This window comes from Allorhizobium sp. DMC15 (assembly GCF_056314065.1).
Map to the genome: position 1 here is coordinate 444,464 of NZ_JBQUZB010000004.1, position 18,117 is coordinate 462,580.

General features: G+C 63.0%; 17 protein-coding genes and 1 pseudogene. 5 read left to right on the top strand and 13 right to left on the bottom strand.

The features are described 5' to 3' along the window. Positions 1 to 154: 154 nt before the first annotated feature. The 3 genes from ACT53S_RS19755 to ACT53S_RS19765 all read left to right on the top strand — a co-directional run bounded on the left by ACT53S_RS19755 (position 155) and on the right by ACT53S_RS19765 (position 1,942). A complete protein-coding gene (locus ACT53S_RS19755; protein WP_110791096.1) occupies positions 155 to 805 on the top strand; it encodes a hypothetical protein in 651 nt (216 codons plus the stop codon). An 84-nt stretch (positions 806 to 889) separates the two neighbouring features. Beyond that, positions 890 to 1,432 (top strand): hypoxanthine phosphoribosyltransferase, encoded by a 543-nt coding sequence (gene hpt / locus ACT53S_RS19760; RefSeq protein WP_142071506.1) that lies wholly within the window; start codon positions 890 to 892, stop codon positions 1,430 to 1,432. Between the two features lie 150 nt (positions 1,433 to 1,582). After that, positions 1,583 to 1,942, top strand: coding sequence for a response regulator (locus ACT53S_RS19765; protein ID WP_476068287.1), 360 nt, complete (start codon positions 1,583 to 1,585; stop codon positions 1,940 to 1,942). Positions 1,943 to 2,043: 101 nt separating this feature from the next. Here ACT53S_RS19765 and ACT53S_RS19770 read toward each other — a convergent pair whose 3' ends face one another. From ACT53S_RS19770 to argH, 4 genes are all read right to left on the bottom strand, one after another. Further along, positions 2,044 to 4,701: a TIGR02302 family protein gene (locus tag ACT53S_RS19770; RefSeq protein WP_476068219.1), complete on the bottom strand. Its 2,658-nt coding sequence runs from the start codon at positions 4,699 to 4,701 to the stop codon at positions 2,044 to 2,046. A gap of 133 nt (positions 4,702 to 4,834) precedes the next feature. Beyond that, positions 4,835 to 6,103 (bottom strand): diaminopimelate decarboxylase, encoded by a 1,269-nt coding sequence (gene lysA / locus ACT53S_RS19775; RefSeq protein WP_476068220.1) that lies wholly within the window; start codon positions 6,101 to 6,103, stop codon positions 4,835 to 4,837. A gap of 13 nt (positions 6,104 to 6,116) precedes the next feature. Continuing rightward, a complete protein-coding gene (gene lptM, locus ACT53S_RS19780; RefSeq protein ID WP_165826194.1) occupies positions 6,117 to 6,305 on the bottom strand; it encodes an LPS translocon maturation chaperone LptM in 189 nt (62 codons plus the stop codon). A gap of 121 nt (positions 6,306 to 6,426) precedes the next feature. Continuing rightward, entirely contained in the window at positions 6,427 to 7,830 is a 1,404-nt protein-coding gene (argH, locus tag ACT53S_RS19785; RefSeq protein ID WP_476068221.1) for an argininosuccinate lyase, read from the bottom strand. 24 nt (positions 7,831 to 7,854) lie between these two features. On the opposite strand from argH, the gene tlpA reads away from it, so the two are divergent. Continuing rightward, a complete protein-coding gene (gene tlpA, locus ACT53S_RS19790; RefSeq protein WP_476068222.1) occupies positions 7,855 to 8,517 on the top strand; it encodes a thiol:disulfide interchange protein TlpA in 663 nt (220 codons plus the stop codon). 312 nt (positions 8,518 to 8,829) lie between these two features. Here tlpA and ACT53S_RS19795 read toward each other — a convergent pair whose 3' ends face one another. The 8 genes and pseudogenes from ACT53S_RS19795 to ACT53S_RS19830 form a co-directional block, all read right to left on the bottom strand. Next, the gene (locus ACT53S_RS19795; protein WP_476068223.1) at positions 8,830 to 9,711 is read right to left on the bottom strand and encodes a 3-hydroxybutyryl-CoA dehydrogenase; all 882 of its coding nucleotides are present in this window, start codon (positions 9,709 to 9,711) and stop codon (positions 8,830 to 8,832) included. Positions 9,712 to 9,853: 142 nt separating this feature from the next. Beyond that, positions 9,854 to 10,783 (bottom strand): electron transfer flavoprotein subunit alpha/FixB family protein, encoded by a 930-nt coding sequence (locus tag ACT53S_RS19800; protein WP_113379282.1) that lies wholly within the window; start codon positions 10,781 to 10,783, stop codon positions 9,854 to 9,856. A gap of 25 nt (positions 10,784 to 10,808) precedes the next feature. Next, positions 10,809 to 11,558: an electron transfer flavoprotein subunit beta/FixA family protein gene (locus ACT53S_RS19805; protein ID WP_476068224.1), complete on the bottom strand. Its 750-nt coding sequence runs from the start codon at positions 11,556 to 11,558 to the stop codon at positions 10,809 to 10,811. 174 nt (positions 11,559 to 11,732) lie between these two features. Continuing rightward, a complete protein-coding gene (locus ACT53S_RS19810; protein ID WP_476068225.1) occupies positions 11,733 to 12,662 on the bottom strand; it encodes a rhomboid family intramembrane serine protease in 930 nt (309 codons plus the stop codon). 164 nt (positions 12,663 to 12,826) lie between these two features. Then, positions 12,827 to 13,110: pseudogene (locus ACT53S_RS19815) on the bottom strand (GIY-YIG nuclease family protein). Positions 13,111 to 14,624: 1,514 nt separating this feature from the next. Next, positions 14,625 to 15,203, bottom strand: coding sequence for a cob(I)yrinic acid a,c-diamide adenosyltransferase (locus tag ACT53S_RS19820; protein WP_476068226.1), 579 nt, complete (start codon positions 15,201 to 15,203; stop codon positions 14,625 to 14,627). A gap of 3 nt (positions 15,204 to 15,206) precedes the next feature. Then, on the bottom strand, positions 15,207 to 15,404 hold the full coding sequence (locus tag ACT53S_RS19825; protein ID WP_062282550.1) for a twin transmembrane helix small protein: 198 nt from the start codon (positions 15,402 to 15,404) through the stop codon (positions 15,207 to 15,209). A 30-nt stretch (positions 15,405 to 15,434) separates the two neighbouring features. After that, positions 15,435 to 16,259 (bottom strand): SDR family oxidoreductase, encoded by an 825-nt coding sequence (locus tag ACT53S_RS19830; RefSeq protein ID WP_476068227.1) that lies wholly within the window; start codon positions 16,257 to 16,259, stop codon positions 15,435 to 15,437. A gap of 90 nt (positions 16,260 to 16,349) precedes the next feature. Between ACT53S_RS19830 and ACT53S_RS19835 the strand changes: the two genes are divergently transcribed. Beyond that, entirely contained in the window at positions 16,350 to 17,243 is an 894-nt protein-coding gene (locus ACT53S_RS19835) for a YihY/virulence factor BrkB family protein (RefSeq protein WP_476068228.1), read from the top strand. Here ACT53S_RS19835 and gluQRS read toward each other — a convergent pair. Continuing rightward, on the bottom strand, positions 17,214 to 18,095 hold the full coding sequence (gluQRS, locus tag ACT53S_RS19840; protein WP_476068229.1) for a tRNA glutamyl-Q(34) synthetase GluQRS: 882 nt from the start codon (positions 18,093 to 18,095) through the stop codon (positions 17,214 to 17,216). The two genes, ACT53S_RS19835 and gluQRS, sit on opposite strands and share 30 nt — an antisense overlap. Positions 18,096 to 18,117 lie beyond the last annotated feature (22 nt).

Genomic DNA, 18,117 nt, shown 5'->3' on the forward strand with positions numbered 1-18,117 from the left:
GGATCGTCAACGGCCGGTAAACGCATGCGGGGAAAGCGGTGCTTTGAGGCCATCTTTCCGAAGCATTAACCATTTGAATTTACGTCTGGTGTGGATTCGTTTCAACCGCCGAGTTTCGGAGTGCCCGAATTTGGCTGTGCGAAAGGTCCGATCCATGCGTGCATTCCGCAATCCGTCGCAGGCTGCCATTCCCGAGGCGGACCTCCTGCCGCCGGATCGCGCGCGTCGCAAGCTTGACCGCAGCACGACCCGTCTCTCCAATACCGATGTCATCGACGCGCAATTCGTTGTGTTGCGCGACATGCCGAAGGATGCGCCCGGTCTCCGGGTGAGCGAATTCGTCTCTCCGGTCGCCGAACTGCAGACCCGCATCCGAACCGCCTTCGCCTCCGCCGAGAGCCGGCTGCAACGTCTGTCGGACATGTCCTTCGCTGTCATCGTCGCGCTCGCTTTCGTGTCTGTCTTTTCGCTCGCCGGTCAGTTTCTCCTCCAAAGCGCAGCGCATCCGGAACTTGAGGCCCGCCCGCTGGATCTCACCCATGTGAACCTGACGCCGCAGGACAAAGACGGCATGCGTGTGCTGCTGATCAGCGCCATCGTCGAGAACCGGACGGACCGCGAGGTCGCGTTGCCGCGCGTGCGGGCGGATCTGCTCGTCGGCGGACAGGTCGTCGCCAGCACCTATGTCGAACCGCCCGTAGCCGCGCTTCAAGGCGGGCAGAGCCGTGGATTGGCCGCCCGCCTCCAGCATCCTGGGGGAAAAACGCCGGAACTCCGGCTTTCCTTCGAAGATGCGGGTGCCTGACGCATTCGACTGTGCTAATGGCAGTGCCTTTCCGGCGGTGCTTGCCGGGTGAGGCCAGTTCCGGCCCGCATCAAGGAGACCGCCATGCCCGTCGTTCGCGGAAAGAACATCGAACCGCTTTTCACACCTGAGCAGATTGATACGCGCAATCGTGAACTGGCGTCAGAGATCATGAAGGGGCCCTGCGAGGACCTGCTGGTCATTTCCGTGCTCAAGGGCTCCTTCATCTTCGCTGCCGATCTCATTCGGGCGTTGCATCACGTGGGGCTCGCGCCTGAAGTCGAGTTCATCACGCTGTCCAGCTATGGCACAGGCACGGTGTCGCAGGGCGTCAAGATCATCAAGGACATCGACAGTGACGTGAAGGGCCGCAATGTGCTCCTGATCGACGATATCCTCGAGTCCGGTCGCACGCTGCTGTTCGCCAAGGAACTGATGTATGAGCGCGGCGCCGCAAACGTCACGATTGCCGTGCTTCTCGACAAGAAAGTGAAGCGAAAAGAACAGTTTGAGGCTGATTATGTCGGCTTCGAATGCCCCGATTATTTCGTTGTCGGTTATGGCATGGACGTGGCCTATGCCTTCCGCGAACTGCCCTTCGTCGGCGTCGTCACCGGCGACGCCTGATCTGTCCTAAAAAGGCAAAAAATCAGCCTCCAGCGAAGAGGCTTGTTAACCATGGCGCCGGACAAGGGGTCCGGCGTTTACCACTCGACAAGGAAAGTCTGGTGATTTGCCTGCCTGGACAGTGAATCCATGACGGAGGCAATTTCAACCATGGCGCGCATTCTCATCACCGAAGACGAAGACTCGCTTCGCTCCTTCGTCGCCCGTGCGCTCCGCCTCGACGGTCACGAGACCCATGAGGCCGCCGATGGTGCCGAAGGCCTGGAGAAGTTGGCCGAGGCGGATTACGACCTGCTGCTGTCGGATATCCGCATGCCCGTGATGGACGGCATCGAACTCGCCCACCGCGCCTCGTCCGATTTCCCCGATCTCAAGATCCTGCTGATGACTGGCTATGCCGAACAGCGCGAACGCGCCGATGACCTCGCCACGAAGATCGTCGATGTCGTATCGAAACCCTTTGCACTGCCGGATATCCGCAGCGCGGTCGCCCGGGCGCTGGCGGGGTGAGCTTCGTCTAAACCACCGACAACCTGAGCATTGCCTGTTACATTGGGAGGCGGGCGGCACTCTTTCGATGGAAACGGGGTAAGACGCCCCGCACGTCACTCTCACTGAATATCCAGCAGTCGCTCCAGATAACGCCGCTCGATCTCGGGGCTTGCATTCTGGCCGAGTTTTTCGCGGATCGCTTCCAGGATTTCGCGGGCGCGCTGCACGTCGATTTCGTCGGGCACCTTTACGCGTTCGCCAAAATCCGGGCCATTGGTGGCGCGGGGGCGTCCCAGCGGGTCGCGGCCGTTCTGGTTGCCCTGGCCCTGGCCCATCTGCTGGCCCTGACCCTGCTGGCCCTGCATGGCCTGCATCATCTGGTTCATCATGTCGCGCGCGCCCTGGCGCAGGGCTTCCATGGCGCGGCCCTGGCCCTGCACGGCGCGGTCGCCCTGGCTCTTGCCCAAGGCTTCACCGGCGCCTTCCATTTCCTTCTGCGCCTCGCCAAAGCCCTTGCCTGGCTGCATGTCGAGGCCCTTGAGGCCCTCCTGCAATTTGCCGAGTTCCTTGCCGAGCCCTTCCTGCTGCTGGCGCAGCTGGCGCAATGCCTCGCGCAACTGCTCGGCCGTCATGCCGTCTAGCCCCTGTTGACCCTGCTGGCCTTGCTGCCCCTGTTGACCTTGTTGGCCAGGATCCTGCTGCTGGTCTTCAGCGCCCTCTTCCCCCTGTTGCGGATCTCCGCGCTGCATGCGGTCGCGCAAGGCCTGGTCAAGGCGGAACGTCTCGTCCATCAGCTGCTGCTGCTGCTGCATGATCTCACCCAGCTTGTCGATCTGGCGGCGGGCTTCGCTGTTTTCCTGCTGCTGGCCTTGCTGCGGGCGGCCGGCCTGCAGGTTGTTCATCATGCGCTGCAGCTCGGAGAGCAGCTGCTGCGCCTGCTCGCGATTGCCGGAACGCGCCAAGTTTTCCAGCTGATCGAGCAGATTGTCGAGGTCCTTCTGACGCAGGGTGTTTTCTGCTGTCTGTTGCTGCTGGCCCTGCTGGTTCGGCATGCGCTCCGCCAGCGCCGTCATGAAGTCCTGCATGGCAGCGCGCAGCTCGTCCATCAGCTTCTTGATCTCCGCGTCGGTCGCGCCGTTTTCCAGGGCCTCCGCCAGCGCCTGCTGGGCGTCGCGCAGACGTCGCTCGGCCAGCGACAGGTCGCCGTCCTCGATGCCGAGCGCGATTTCCCAGAGATAATCCGCCGTGTCCTTCAGCGCCTCCTCGCCCTTGGCGAGTGCCATGCGGGCGCGAGCGCTTTCGATCAGAATGAAATGGCCGAGATTGGGGATCGTCTCATCGGCGCGGATCACCAGCGCCTCGTTCAGCGCGATCGCCCGCGCCATCTCGCGGGTGTCGAGCGCAAAGGTCTGACGTTGTTCGGCAACCGCTGCCGCCAGAGGCTCTGCGAAGTTGCGCGTGGGCAGCACCATTTCGACCGGCTCGCTCCGGCCGATCTGGCCGGCACCGTCGGTCGCGACCAGGGTGATTTTCACCTTGCTGCCGGCAAGCGGATGTTCGGTGATGTTGCGGCTCGCCACACTTTTCATGTCGCGGGCATTGTGGCGCGGCAGGTCGAGCTTGTAGTCCGGGAGCGGATAGAGCGGCGTGGCACCCGGTTTCTCATCGACAGGCGAGATTTCCGCATGGGCCTTTTGCAGGCCGTAATCGTCCTTGGCGGTAAAGGCGATCTCGAGCGCGCCATTCAGCGCGCGGCGCGGGGTGCCGTCAAAGGCGATTTCAGGGGCGGTGTCCGGCGTCACCCCAATCGTCCATTGCCGGTCCGCCACGCGCAGCTGGCCGGCTTCGGCAAGCTCCAGCTCGTGGGTTCGCGCGGTCTGGGGGGCAGGGGCCGCGTCCGCAGGGGCGGCAGCTGCCTGCGGGGCTGCCGCTGCAGGCGGGGTCGTGCCATTGCTCGCAGCCTTCGGGTCGTTCGGAGCGATCTCGACCACCGCGCCGTCGCTCTGCTTGACGAACAACACCTTCTCGTCGCTCGCGCCGCCGCTGATGCGCACGGTCATCTTCGAATTCTGTGGCACGACGAGACCTGATGTCTGGGTGCCCAGTCCCGACAGAAAAACCGGTGGCTGGCCGGTATAGGCGGGCGGGGTGATCCAGGCATCGATGCGGATCGCCGCCTGCTCGCTTTCCGGCACGTGGCGCCGGAAAGCATCGGCGATCGAGCCTGCCCCGTTCGATGCGGTATAGGCAAGCGCTGTGACGAAGAGCAGGGCGGGCACGGCGCGCAGCGCATGGCGGTCGTAGCGGGCGATATCGGGCTGCGGCAGGCCCGTATCGAGACCGGCAATCCGCTCGGCCATGCGGCGCTGATGTTCCTGCCACAGTGCCCGAGCAAAGGGCGTGTCGGCCGCCAGGGCATCGTCCTGGACGGCCACCGGCTGGTGCCGCAAGCCATTGCGCTCTTCCAGAAGTCTGTCAGCCTCGCGGGCGGTCGGCCAGGAGAGCCGGAAGAAGGGCAGGAAGGAGGCGACGAAGGCGAAAACCAGCAGGAAGACGAGGCCGAGCCGCAGGATCTCCGGCAAGTCGCGGAAGACGCCCAACCAGGCGAGAGAGACGAAGAGGGCCGCAATGCCAAGGATCGGCACAAAGAGCGGCAAGATCCGTTCGGCGAGTAGCACGCTGCGGGCGAGAACGCGCTTCACCCCGACGCGCCGCGCCAGGGTCGGGTCGTCCTTCAAAGCGCCTTTCCTTTGGCCGGCCGGGCGGGAAAAGATCATCCGTCTGGTCTCCGAGAGCGCCGCCGATATGCCGGGGCTCGTGACAGCAGAAGATAGCAGTCTTTGTGGCGAAGACGAGGGGAGCCGCCCCTTGAGGAGGCTTTTTCCCGTCTCATCGCTCGATTGTGAAGGATCAGGCCAGCCAGTCGGGCACGGAATCGAGCGCGATCAGGTCCTCGTAGCTCGGCCGCTTGCGAATCACATGGAATTCGTCGCCCTTCACCAGCACCTCGGGAATGAGCCGTCGGGTGTTGTAGGTGCCGGCCTGAACCGCGCCATATGCGCCGGCAGACCCGACTGCGATCAGGTCGCCCGGCTTCGGCTTCGACATTTCCCGATCGAGCGCCAGGTAGTCGCCGGTCTCGCAGACGGGGCCGACGACATCGGCCTTGATGCGCGGTGCGTTTGCCGCCTGCAGCACCACGGGCTTGATTTCGTGATAGGCCTCATACAGCGTCGGGCGAATGAGATCGTTCATGGCGGCGTCGACGATGATGAAGGTCTTGTCGCCGCCATCCTTCACATAGATCACCTCGGTCACCAGAATACCGGCATTGCCGACGATCAGGCGGCCGGGTTCGGTGACGATCCGGCAATTGAGGCTCGCCAGCTGATCCTTGACGATCCGGGCATAGGCATCCGGCTCCGGCGGCGGGTTGTTGTCGTCCTTGTAGGGAATGCCAAGTCCGCCACCGACATCGACATGGTCGATCGAATGGCCGTCGGCGCGCAGGTTCTCGACCAGCTCGCGCAGCAGGCGGAAGGCGTCCTCGAAGGGCTGCAGATCGGTGATCTGGCTGCCGATATGCATATCGATGCCGGACACCTGGATGCCTTCGAGCGTCGCGGCGCGGGCATAAACGGCACGGGCGCGCTCGTAGGAAATGCCGAACTTGTTTTCCTTCTTGCCGGTCGAAATCTTGGCATGGGTCTTCGCATCGACATCCGGATTGATGCGGAAGGAGACATGCGCCTTTTTACCGGCCTTGATGGCGCGCTGGTTCAGGACTTCCAGCTCCGGCTCGCTCTCGACGTTGAAGCAGTAGATGCCGACTTCAAGGGCCAAATCCATCTCGCTCGGGGTCTTGCCGACGCCGGAGAACATGATGCGGTTTGCCGGGATGCCGGCGGCCAGCGCCCGGCGCAACTCGCCTTCCGAGACCACGTCGACGCCAGCGCCCAGTTGTCCAAGCGTCTTCAGCACCGCCTGGTTGGAATTGGCCTTCATCGCATAGCAGACGAGGGCATCAACGCCGTCAAAAGCCCTGGCGAAGACCTTGTAGTGGCGCTCCAGCGTTGCGGTCGAGTAGCAGTAGAAGGGCGTACCGACGGTGCGGGCAATCTCGGGAATGGCCACGTCTTCGGCGTAGAGTACGCCGTCGCGAAAGTCGAAATGGTTCACGGGTAAAGCCCTGTCACAGAAGCGGGTCGAGGAGGAAAGGCTTGTCAGCCACAGGTGCTGCCTTGCTGTCGCGCTTGTTCTGCTGGTCGACAGGCGTGCTCGGCGGATCGAGATCGCCCTTGCGGCCGCAGGCGGACAGAGCCAGCGAGGCGGCGAGTACCAGAGAGAGCGTGAGCGTCGTGCGTTTCAGCGAATTCACCATGACCCGGTCCAAAGAAATATCGTTGTGCTAGCGTGTACAGAAAAAAGGGGCGCTTGTGCACCCCTGATCTCGTGATGTGTCCTGCATGTGCGCGTGATCGATCGCGCAATCCGAGGCCTTGTCAGTTGCGCGCACGCCACCAGGCGATCTGCTTGCGGACTTCGGATGGCGCCGTGCCGCCAAAGCTCTTGCGGCTGGCGACCGAGGCTTCGACCGTCAGAACGTTGAAGACGTCTGCGGTGATCGCGGAATTGATGCTCTGCAGTTCTTCGAGCGAAAGCTCTGCGAGATCGCATCCCTTCTTCTCGGCCATGGCAACGGCATTGCCGGTCACATGGTGCGCATCGCGGAAAGGGAGACCGGCTTCGCGCACCAGCCAGTCGGCGAGATCGGTCGCGGTCGAGTAACCGGAGCCCGCTGCCGCCTTCATCTTGTCGGTGCGGATGGTCATGTCGGTGACCATGCCGGTCATGGCGGCAATCGCCAGTTCCAGGCTTTCGGCGGCGTCGAAGACCTGTTCCTTGTCTTCCTGCATGTCCTTGGAATAGGCGAGCGGAAGCCCCTTCATCACGGTCAAAAGAGCAATCAGCGAACCGTTGATGCGGCCGGTCTTGGCGCGCACCAGTTCGGCTGCGTCCGGGTTCTTCTTCTGCGGCATGATCGAGGAGCCGGTGGAGAAGGCGTCCGAGAGGCGGATGAAGCCGAATTGCGGGGTCGACCAGATGACGATCTCTTCCGCCAAGCGCGACAGATGGGTTGCCGCGATCGAGGCGATCGAAAGGAATTCGAGCGCGAAGTCGCGGTCGGAGACGGTGTCGATCGAGTTGCGGGTCGGTTCGCGGAAGCCGAGGGCCGTCGCCGTCATGTGGCGGTCGATGTTGTAGCCGGTACCGGCGAGGGCGGCTGCGCCGATCGGACTTTCGTCCAGGTGTTCGATGGCATGACGCACGCGCTGGCGGTCACGGCCGAACATCTCGACATAGGCCATGCAGTGATGACCGAAGGTCACCGGCTGGGCCGTCTGGAGATGGGTGAAGCCGGGCATCACGGAGTCGGCATGCTCTTCGGCGCGGTCGAGGAAGGCCGCGATCAGACCGGAGAGGGCCGCTTCCGTCTTCTGCAGTTCTTCTTTCACCCAGAGGCGGAAATCGAGCGCCACCTGATCGTTGCGCGAGCGGGCGGTGTGCAGGCGGCCGGCGGCCGAGCCGATCAGGTCGGCGAGGCGCGCCTCGACATTCATGTGGATGTCTTCGAGCTTGCGCGAGAAGACGAACTGGCCGCTTTCGATCTCTGACAGGATCGTGTCCAGGCCGTGAAGGATCTTGTCTTTATCTTCGGCCGAGATGATGCCTTGGTGCGCCAGCATGGTCGCATGCGCCTTTGAGCCGCGGATATCCTGGGCGTAAAGCTTCTTGTCGAAACCGATGGAGGCATTTATCTCCTCCATGATGGCCGACGGCCCCGAGGCGAAGCGACCGCCCCACATCTGGTTGGAGGATTTCGTGTCCTTGATGTCCTCGGCCATGGAATGCCCGTCCTGGAGAATGACATGACAGAAAAGAAACCTGCGGGTCTCTTCCCCACCAAGCTGGTTGCGATCGCGGCGGTTGCCGGCATTCTCGCCGGCGCGGCTGCGGTATACGTGAGAGAGACCATGTCTGGCAATGCCGAGACCGCTGAGAATGCCGCGCCATGCGCTTCGTCTCTCGGCCGGGCACGCGCGCTCGAACCCTTCTTCAAGGGTGATGTCGCAGCCATGGTGCCCGTCGATGCGCCGCAGGCTGTCGAAGGTCTGACCTTTGCCGACGCTTCGGGCAAATCCATGAGCACCGCCGACTTCGCCGGAAAGACCACGCTCGTCAATCTCTGGGCCACCTGGTGCGTGCCCTGCCGCGAAGAAATGCCGGCCCTCAATGGTCTCCAAAAGGCGCTCGGCAGCGACCGTTTCCAGGTCGTTGCGATCAATATCGACACAGGTGATGCCGAAAAGCCGAAAGCCTTCCTCGAGGAGACCGGTGTCGATGCCCTCGGTCTCTACCGCGACGCCTCGATGGGCGTGTTCAACACCCTGAAAAAACAGGGCCTAGCCTTCGGCCTGCCCGTCACGCTGCTGGTCGACGGCAAGGGCTGCCTGCTCGGCCACATGAACGGCCCGGCCGCTTGGGACGGCCCAGATGCACGGGCGCTCATTACGGCTGCGAGCGGCGCCTGAGCGCACGCCTCTGAACGAAAGTCCAGGTTGCGATATTTTCTCTCCGGTTGTGCGGTGAAAGCAGACGCGTTCTGCCAGACGCATCGGAGAGGACGGGCCGCTCCGACCAGGGCGATGGCCTCGCCACACAACTGGAGTGTGAGCGATGTGGCGAAAACCATTGAGCATCACGTTTACGATACGGAAAACCCGCACGGGCTGGCAGGCTAGCGTGCGGGTCACATTCCGTCAGTAAACCAGAGGGGCGGGCGGAAGCTCGCCCTTCACTCCACCACTATAATCGCCAATGCCCGCGTCAGCAAGGCTATGGCCTTAGCGTGTCGGGACCGGCACATCGCCACGATAGTCGTAGAAGCCGCGGCCCGACTTGCGGCCGAGCCAGCCGGCTTCGACATATTTCACCAGCAGCGGGCAAGGGCGGTACTTCGAATCCGCCAAACCGTCATGCAGCACCTGCATGATCGAGAGACACGTGTCGAGGCCGATGAAATCGGCGAGCTGCAGCGGCCCCATCGGGTGGTTGGCGCCGAGCTTCATCGCCGTGTCGATCGCCTCGACCGAACCGACACCTTCGTAAAGCGTGTAGATCGCCTCGTTGATCATCGGCAGCAGGATGCGGTTGACGATGAAGGCCGGAAAATCTTCGGCCACCGTGATCGTCTTGTCGAGCGAGGCGACGAAGTCCTTGGCGGTGGTGAAGGTCGTCTCGTCCGTTGCGATGCCGCGCACGAGTTCGACGAGCTTCATGACCGGCACCGGGTTCATGAAGTGGATGCCCATGAAGCGCTCCGGCCGGTCCGTCGCAGACGCGAGCCGGGTGATGGAGAGCGACGAGGTGTTGGTGGCGATCAGTGCTTCCGGCTTCAGCACCGGGCAGAGGGTGGCAAAAATCTTGCGCTTGACGCTCTCGTCCTCGGTCGCGGCCTCGATCACGAGATCGGCAGCGGCGAGGTCATGCACATCGGCGGAGCCGGAAATCAAAGCCAGCGCCTGTTTGCGCTGCTCGTCGGTGATCTTGCCATTGGTCACCTGGCGGGCGAGATTGCCGTTAATGGTGGCAAGGCCCGCTTCGATCCTCTCCTTGGAGAGATCGTAGATCGTGACCTTGTAGCCGGCGGCGGCGGAGACCTGTGCAATGCCGCAGCCCATCTGGCCGGCACCCACGACACCCACATTGCTGATCTTGTCCGTCATCGTCTCGCTCCTCACCCGTTCTCGTCTTCACTCAAGAAGATGGCACCGACAAAAAATGCCGGACCCGCTCATCACGGACCCGGCTGATTGATAGACCGCAAACCGGTCTTTGACCAGTCCTTTCGCAGCTGCGAGATGACGCTTAGAGCGCCTTCTCGAGCTCCGGCAGGGCCTCGAAAATGTCGGCGACGAGGCCGTAATCGGCGACCTGGAAGATCGGGGCTTCCTCGTCCTTGTTGATCGCGACGATGACCTTCGAATCCTTCATGCCGGCGAGGTGCTGGATCGCACCCGAGATGCCGCAGGCGATGTAGAGCTGCGGGGCAACCACCTTGCCGGTCTGGCCGACCTGCCAGTCGTTCGGGGCGTAGCCGGCGTCAACAGCTGCACGGGAGGCGCCAACGGCAGCACCCAGCTTGTCGGCGACGGGCAGGATGACTTCCTGGAACTTCTCCGAGGAGCCGAGCGCACGGCCGCCGGAGATGATGATCTTGGCAGAGGCCAGTTCCGGACGGTCGGACGAGGACAGCGCATCGGAGACGTGGCTTGAAACGCCGGGGTTGGCAGCCGCCGAAACGCTCTCGACGGCGGCCGAACCACCTTCACCAGCCGCGGCAAAGGATGCCGTCCGGACCGTGATGACCTTCTTGGCGTCGGTCGACTGGACGGTCTGGATGGCGTTGCCGGCATAGATCGGACGCTTGAAGGTATCCGCCGAGACGACTTCGATGATTTCCGAGACCTGCATGACGTCAAGCAGAGCGGCCACGCGCGGCATGACGTTCTTGCCGACCGAGGTCGCGGGCGCGATGATCGTGTCGTAGGAGCCGGCGAGCGATACGATGAGGGCCGCCAGCGGCTCGGCCAGGTTGTTGCCGAGCGAGGCGTCGTCGGCGAGCAGCACCTTGGAGACGCCCGAGAGCTTGGCAGCGGCATCGGCTGCGGCCTTGGCGCCGGAGCCGGCGACCAGCACATGCACGTCACCACCGATCTGGGTTGCTGCCGTCAGGGTCTTCGCGGTCTGTTCGGAAACGGTCGCGTTGTCGTGTTCTGCGAGAAGAAGAATAGCCATTTTATGTTTCTCCTGTCCGTTCCGCTTACAATACGCCGGCTTCATTCTTGAGCTTGTCAACCAGCTCGGCCACCGTCTTCACCTTTATGCCCGCCTTGCGGCCACCCGGCTCCTCGGTCTTCAGCACCTTCAGGCGCGGGGAAACGTCGACGCCGAAGTCGGAAGGCGACTTCTTGTCGAGCGGCTTCTTCTTGGCCTTCATGATGTTCGGCAGCGAGGCATAACGCGGCTCGTTCAGGCGCAGGTCCGTGGTCATGACGGCCGGAAGCTTCACCTCGATGGTCTGCAGACCACCGTCGACTTCGCGGGTCACGGTCGCCTTGTCGGCGGAAAGTTCGAGCTTGGAGGCGAAGGTCGCCTGGCCCCAGCCCATCAGGGCAGCCAGCATCTGGCCGGTCTGGTTCGAATCGTCGTCGATCGCCTGCTTGCCGACGATGACGAGGCCCGGAGCCTCCGCTTCGACCACGCCCTTCAGGAGCTTGGCGACGGCGAGCGGCTCGACGGTTTCGTCTGTTTCGATCAGGATGCCGCGGTCGGCGCCCATGGCGAGTGCGGTGCGAATGGTTTCCTCGGCCTTGGCCGGACCGATCGAGACGACAACCACTTCCTCAGCCTTGCCGGCTTCCTTCAGCCGCAGGGCCTCCTCGACGGAGATCTCGTCGAAGGGGTTCATGGACATCTTGACGTTGGCGAGCTCGACGCCGGAGCCATCCGGCTTGACGCGGATCTTGACGTTGTAATCCACAACCCGCTTCACTGGGACGAGTATCTTCATGGGGTCCTTCCTTCAAATCTTCCGCCGGAAAATGCGCGCAAATGCGCTCCGTCGTTTGTCGATTGGCGACATCGATACGCATTTTTCGTCCAAACACAACGCTTGAACCGGAATGCTTCTCCCTGGCAACAGGAATAATTGACGTTGACGTGCACGTCAACCGACGGCCTGTCGTCATCGGCCCCAGTGGGTGACCTTGCGTGGCGGGGTTGCCGGGCCAGCACCAGATCCCGTTCCCACAGTGGTCTCAGCGCCCGTCCCGGCGCGATCGCCGTCATCGGCCCGACCACTCCGGCCTACTTCCGAACCGGACGTTGCCCGAGATCCGCTCCCTGCCGGAAAGGCCGGCCTCGCGCCCCAGGGGCCCGCCGCCAGTCCGTCGACCGGCCGCGCCACATGTTCGACAGCCCTCGGCGTCACAATGCTGCGGTCGAAGAGCGGCACGCCCGGACGTCGCAAAACGATCACCAGCAAAGCGCCCGCCAGGATGCCGCCGACATGCGCGCCCCACGAAACCCCGCCGTCTGCATCGATCACCAGCATCACGAATTGCTGACCGATCCAGAAGAGGAGCGGGATGAAGGCCGGCAGCGGCAGTGGAAAGCGCATGAAAACCAGAACCCACACCCGGACCTTCGGATGCAGCATGACATAGGCCGCAACGACACCGGACACGGCGCCGGAGGCGCCGATCAGCGGCGCCTGGCTCACCGGCATCACCAGTCCGTGCACCAGCGCACCGGCGGCCGCGCAGGCGAGATAGAACAAAAGAAACCTGAGATGCCCCATCGCATCCTCGACATTGTCGCCGAAGACCCAGAGGAAGAGCATGTTGGAGCCGAGATGCAGCCAGCTGCCATGCAGGAAGGCATAGGTCACATAGGTCGCCCAATCCGGCACCAGCACGAGCGACGGATCGAGTGTGGCGCCCCCGAGCAGGATGGCCGGGATAAAGCCGAGACCATAGACGCCGAGTTCATAGGCCGCATCCGGCACCACACTTGCCAGCGCATAGGAAATCACATTCGCCGCAATCAGCCCGAGCGTCACATATTGCCGCCGGATGTGCTTCAGCGCGTTGCGGTCATGCAGGGGAATGAACATCGCGCCTCGTCGGGTTCGCCGGAATTGGGTCGGCGGATGCTAGCGCAGGTTGGAGGATGGGGACAGGGGGGAAAGGCGGCGCAGGTGCCGCAGGTTTCAATAGATGTACGGTTGGCACTCACGGCGGAGTTGTTTCAAGTATGGGGTCTCTTACCCGCAGCCTCTCACATCAACTCATAATACAAATCCCGCCAATCGTGATTGAAGCCCTTAATCAGCGCGATCTTCCACTGCCGATACCAGCGCTTCAGCGACTTCTCCCGCTGTATTGCCGTGCCGATGCTGTCATGCTCCTCGTACCAAACCAATGCCGGCAACCATACTTCGACGCGAATCCCAGTGTCAGCGTCTCGCGATGCTCATAGATCCGTCGCTCCAGATCGGACGTCACGCCGATATAGAGGGTGCCACGCTTGTGGTTGGTGACGATGTATACATATCCCGCCATGCGTGCAGTTTGCTTGTGTCTGAATCCTCGGGTCAAGCCCGAGGATGACTGAGTTTAGGGAGGGGCGGTATCCTCCGCAGACGACACACATGCTGAAGCAAAGGAGGAGAATACCAAGCCCTTACCATAGTCGTCATCCTCGGGCTTGACCCGAGGATCCAAACACAAGCCTGCCAACAGGTGACGTCGCGTTTGCCGGCTTCGCCCCTCATTCTCATCACTTCAGCCCTTATCCGCCTGCCGGCACCTTCTCCCCGCCAGCGGGGAGAGGGCAGGGTGAGAGGCAAAGGCCAAAAACGCGGCGACAGCGGCAAAAAAGGGGGATGAATTCGAGACATTTCCCAACAAAATCAAACCCCGACATGTTTTTTCATCCCCGCCCATTTTTCCTCTCGTAGACTCAACCCCGTCCCGCCCTCGGATACACCTGACGATGCGATGTCAGGCGAGGCGGGGCCGGCGCCGGGGAGGAGCACTGTCGCAGGTGCAAGATCCCGGGCCGCTGCAACGGTCTCCCTCCGGACGTGGGGCTGGATACGAAGGTGAAGGGGTCGGATGCCCCGGAGCCGGATACCCCGATCGGAAGGACGTGCCTCAGAGGCACACAGACAAGGCGCCCGTGCCGTCGCGAAGATCCCAGGCGGCGGGGCGAAACAAACGGCGGGGATGAGGACCGAGGTCGCGAATGACCAAGGCCAACATCCCCCGGGCGAGGGTCCGGTCGGAATGGTGCACCATCCGGCGGGAACCTCCCGGGCCACCGGCCAGGCTTTGGCAGACATTCCGCAAGGAGGACTTTGCCGCAGCCGGACCCTACGCCCGGTCGAACGTCGGACGGATCGAAGGATCGTCACGACGCCCGTCGCCGCCTTGCCAGAGGGACGAATGCAGCGGGAATAGACGCCGAACGAGGCGCCGGAAGGAGCCACATACATACTTAGACAGGTTGCTTCTGGCGCCTCGTCCGAGACAAGCATGACCCGACCCGGAGGGAGCGATCCCGACCGGCGGCGACGCTTGGGGTTTTTGACAGTCTCAATATGTCGGGTTGCCAGGCCCCGCGAGTTTGCCGACACGTCGGCAGATCCTCGGGACGAAGCCCGAGGATGACGATTGCGGAGAGGAAGGGTATCCTCCGTAAGCGTCGCAACACTCTGAAACGCCGGCGGGGGACACTGTGCCCACCCCACATGCCGTCATCCTCGGGCTTTGTCCCGAGGATCTGCCGAGGGTTCGTTCCGCACTTGGGTGATGGTGGACACCTCAGCATGAGCCCGAGCAGAAGCCGCCGCACCCGCCTCTCCCCTTGTGGGAGAGGTTACAAAATCGAGGGCTTAGCCCGATCAGGGCTAAACCTCAGATTTTGTTGGTGAGGGGATCGGTGATGGGGGCACGACGAACGGACCCCCTCACTTGCGATTTCAGATGTTTAGGCGGCTTGCGCTCGCCTAATTCATCGAAATCGCTTTCTCCCCCACCGAGGGGGAGATGGGCTCCGCGCAAGACGCTGAGCCCTACCGATTCTTCCCCGGCACCCAGAGAATATCCGCCTTGCCGCCATCATTCGCATGCCGTGCCGCCACAAACAAAAAGTCCGACAGCCGGTTTACGTATTTCAGCGCCGGTTCGCCGACTTCCTCGCCGTCGAAGCGGGAAAGTTCGACCATGATGCGCTCGGCGCGCCGCGCCGTGGTGCGGGCGAGGTGGAGGTAGGCGGCCGCTGGCGTGCCGCCGGGCAGGATGAAGGACTTGAGCGGGTCGAGATCGGCATTGAGCTGGTCGATCTCCTTCTCGATCCGGTCGACCTGTGCTTCGATGACGCGCAGCGGCTCATAGGAGAGCACTTCACCGGTTTCCGGCGCTGCGAGATCGGCGCCGAGGTCGAAGAGGTCGTTCTGGATGCGCATCAGCATGGCATCGAGCTCGGGCATGTCCGCCGTGTGCAGCCGGGCGATGCCGATTGCCGAATTGGTCTCGTCGATCGTGCCATAGGCGTCGACGCGCAGATCATGCTTCAGCCGGCGCGGGCCGGTGACCAGCGCCGTGGTGCCGTCGTCGCCTGTGCGGGTGTAGATCTTGTTGAGCTTGACCATGGATCAGCGTCCCCCGCCGGTCAGCCAAAGTGTGAGCATGATCAGCGCAATCGCGATCGCCTGCAGCACGATACGCGCCTGCATCAGCTTGTTGGAGGTGTTGCCGTCGCCGCCCTTCATCATGTTGAAGAGGCCCCGGATGAGGACGAGGGCGACGAGCCCCATGACGATGATGGCGAGGACATAGGTGAATGTGGACATGAGTTCGGAATTGCCTTTGTTCGTCGCCGGTCAGTCCAGCGAGCGCATCAATCGATAGAAGAGGTCGGCCGGCAGCCAGCGCTTGATGAGGGCCCCCTGCTTGGCCGGCTTGGTCACGAGATAATGTGGGCGGGCGCGCTTGGCGGTCAAGGCGTGGACAAGGACTTTGTAGACCGCCTCCGGCCCCAGTTTGTGGCGGTTTACCGGCCCTGTGCCATCAAGTCGCGCCAGTTGCCGGCGGTAGTCCTCGGCATGGACGGAATTTTCGAGGTCGATCGCCTCGCGGATATGGGTGAGCGCATTGGCGGTGAAGCGGCTTTCGATCGGGCCGGGCTCGATCAGGCTCACCTGCACGCCGGAGCCTTCAAGCTCCATGCGAAGGGTCAGAGACAGGCCCTCCAGCGCAAATTTCGAGGCCGTATAGGCGCCGCGCCATCGATAGGGCACGATGCCGAGGATCGACGAGCATTGCACGATGCGCCCCTCGCCTTGCGCCCGCATCGTGGGGATCACGCGGCGGGTCAGGTCATGCCAGCCGAAGAGATTGGTTTCGAACTGGGCGCGAAGTGCCTCCGTCGGCAGGTCCTCGACAGCACCCGGTTGGCCATAGGCGCCGTTGTTGAACAGAGCGTCGAGGCGTCCGCCGGTGCGATCGAAAACTGTTGCGACAAGGGCCTCGATGCTCTCAGGGTCGGTGTAATCCATGTGGATCGCCTCAATGCCCTTGGCCTCGAGCGCCGACAGATCCTGCGGCTTGCGAACCGTTGCGAAGACCCGCCAGCCATCGCGCTTCAAGGCCTCGGCGCAATAGGCGCCGATACCGGAGGAACAGCCGGTGACGATGATACTCTTCACGGGAAAACCTCGTTCTTCCTTTGCAAACCGGGATCGGTTTCCCATATTCCCCGACAACTGACAATCAGGTCGCAGTGCAGAGGAGACCGGATGCCGTCGTTCTTTCGCAGGCTCTACAAGGTCACCTTCGATGCCCTGTGGCATTTCACGTTGGATGACGGCTGGGCCATGGCGAGCCATGTGGCGCTCTCGGCGATCCTGGCGCTTTTCCCGTTCCTCATCTTCGGCACGGCGCTCGCCAGCTTTCTCGGCGCCGACCAGTTTGCCGAAACCGCCGTGCATCTGATCTTCGACACCTGGCCGGAAACCATCGCCAAGCCTTTGTCGGATCAGGTGGTGCAGGTGCTGACCATTCCGCGCGGCGGGCTTCTGACGGTCTCGGTGCTCGCGGCGGCCTATTTTGCCTCGAACGGCGTCGAGGCGCTCAGGATCTCGCTCAACCGGGCCTATCGCGTGGTCGAGACCCGGCCGTGGTACATCACCCGGCTGGTCAGCTTCGGCTTCGTGCTGGGCGCCGTCATCGTGCTCGCCATCATCAGCGCGCTTTTGGTCGCTGTGCCCGTCGCGCTCGCCTTTGCTGAGCGTTACTTCCCGCTGCTCAAGGATTTCCTGGCGACGGTCGCCAACTGGCGGGTCTACGGCACCGTCGTTTTCCTGGTCATCGGCCTAATGGTGTTTCACCTCGGCCTGCCGGATGGACGGCGGCGGATCATCGATGTGCTTCCGGGTGTGCTTCTGACCCTCGTGCTCTGGCTGATCGGCGCTCTGGTCTTCGCCTATTACATCGGCACCTTCGCCAATTACGCCGCGACCTATGCCGGCCTCGCCTCGATCATGATCGTGCTGGTGTTTCTCTACATGGTCGGCGCGATCTTCATCATCGGGGCCGAATTCAACGCGGCGCTGATGAAGTTCCAGGTGGTGCCGGTGAAGGGGCAGCCGAATGTCGGGATCTCAAATCCCGACCAGGGCGCGGATATCTGAGGGCGTCTTGCCATCGGCGCGGAGCACGGCGAGCGCCGTGTCGCCCGCACTCTTCGACAGCTTGCGACCATCGGGTCCAAGGATCAGGCGGTGGTGATGGTAGACGGGCTGCGGCAGGCCGAGCAGGGTCTGCAGCAGGCGGTGGACCGAGGTGGCGTGGAAGAGGTCGAGCCCGCGCACGACATGCGTGACGCCCTGCGCCGCATCATCGACAGTGACGGCGAGGTGGTAGCTTGCCGGAGCGTCGGAGCGCCAGAGCACGACATCGCCCCAGGCCTTGGGGTCGGCCGTGATCTCGCCTCGCGGGCCATCGCCGGTTTCCGCCCAGCTTAGGGGATGGCCAATCGCGGCGACAGCCTTCGCCATGTCGAGGCGCAGCGCGTGGCGTTCGGTGGTCGCGAGTTTTTCGGCACGCTCCTCTGTTGACAGATCGCGCTCTTCGGTCGGGTAGAGCGGCGCGCCATCCGGGTCGCGGGGCCAGACGCCGCCGTTCTCCTCGAAGGCTGCGACCCTCGCCTTCACCTCGCCACGCGTAAGGAAAGCGGGGTAGACGAGGCCACGGGCGATCAGGGTGTCGAGCGCTTGGCGGTAGAGGGGAAAATGCTCCGACTGGCGACGGACCGGACACTCGTAAGGGATGCCCAGCCAGTCGAGATCGTCGAGCACCGCCTGTTCGAGTTCGGGGGTGCAACGGGTGAGATCGATGTCCTCGATCCGCAGCAGCAGCCGGCCACCCGTTTCGGCTGCCATCTTCGCATTGGTCAGGGCCGACAGCGCATGGCCGAGATGCAGCCGGCCGTTGGGGCTCGGGGCGAAGCGCAAGACGGGGGTTTGACGGGATGCTGCGGCCATGATTTTCCTTCGCATGACGTGC

Bases quoted from the DNA above. Each gene is read 5' to 3' on its own strand.
- ACT53S_RS19835 (WP_476068228.1), top strand. From the start codon at position 16,350: ATGCCGTCGTTCTTTCGCAGGCTCTACAAGGTCACCTTCGATGCCCTG.
- ACT53S_RS19805 (WP_476068224.1), bottom strand. From the start codon at position 11,558: ATGAAGATACTCGTCCCAGTGAAGCGGGTTGTGGATTACAACGTCAAG.
- hpt (WP_142071506.1), top strand. From the start codon at position 890: ATGCCCGTCGTTCGCGGAAAGAACATCGAACCGCTTTTCACACCTGAG.
- tlpA (WP_476068222.1), top strand. From the start codon at position 7,855: ATGACAGAAAAGAAACCTGCGGGTCTCTTCCCCACCAAGCTGGTTGCG.
- ACT53S_RS19820 (WP_476068226.1), bottom strand. From the start codon at position 15,203: ATGGTCAAGCTCAACAAGATCTACACCCGCACAGGCGACGACGGCACC.
- ACT53S_RS19795 (WP_476068223.1), bottom strand. From the start codon at position 9,711: ATGACGGACAAGATCAGCAATGTGGGTGTCGTGGGTGCCGGCCAGATG.
- ACT53S_RS19765 (WP_476068287.1), top strand. From the start codon at position 1,583: ATGGCGCGCATTCTCATCACCGAAGACGAAGACTCGCTTCGCTCCTTC.
- gluQRS (WP_476068229.1), bottom strand. From the start codon at position 18,095: ATGGCCGCAGCATCCCGTCAAACCCCCGTCTTGCGCTTCGCCCCGAGC.
- ACT53S_RS19800 (WP_113379282.1), bottom strand. From the start codon at position 10,783: ATGGCTATTCTTCTTCTCGCAGAACACGACAACGCGACCGTTTCCGAA.
- ACT53S_RS19825 (WP_062282550.1), bottom strand. From the start codon at position 15,404: ATGTCCACATTCACCTATGTCCTCGCCATCATCGTCATGGGGCTCGTC.
- lptM (WP_165826194.1), bottom strand. From the start codon at position 6,305: ATGGTGAATTCGCTGAAACGCACGACGCTCACGCTCTCTCTGGTACTC.
- ACT53S_RS19770 (WP_476068219.1), bottom strand. From the start codon at position 4,701: ATGATCTTTTCCCGCCCGGCCGGCCAAAGGAAAGGCGCTTTGAAGGAC.
- ACT53S_RS19810 (WP_476068225.1), bottom strand. From the start codon at position 12,662: ATGTTCATTCCCCTGCATGACCGCAACGCGCTGAAGCACATCCGGCGG.
- ACT53S_RS19755 (WP_110791096.1), top strand. From the start codon at position 155: ATGCGTGCATTCCGCAATCCGTCGCAGGCTGCCATTCCCGAGGCGGAC.
- argH (WP_476068221.1), bottom strand. From the start codon at position 7,830: ATGGCCGAGGACATCAAGGACACGAAATCCTCCAACCAGATGTGGGGC.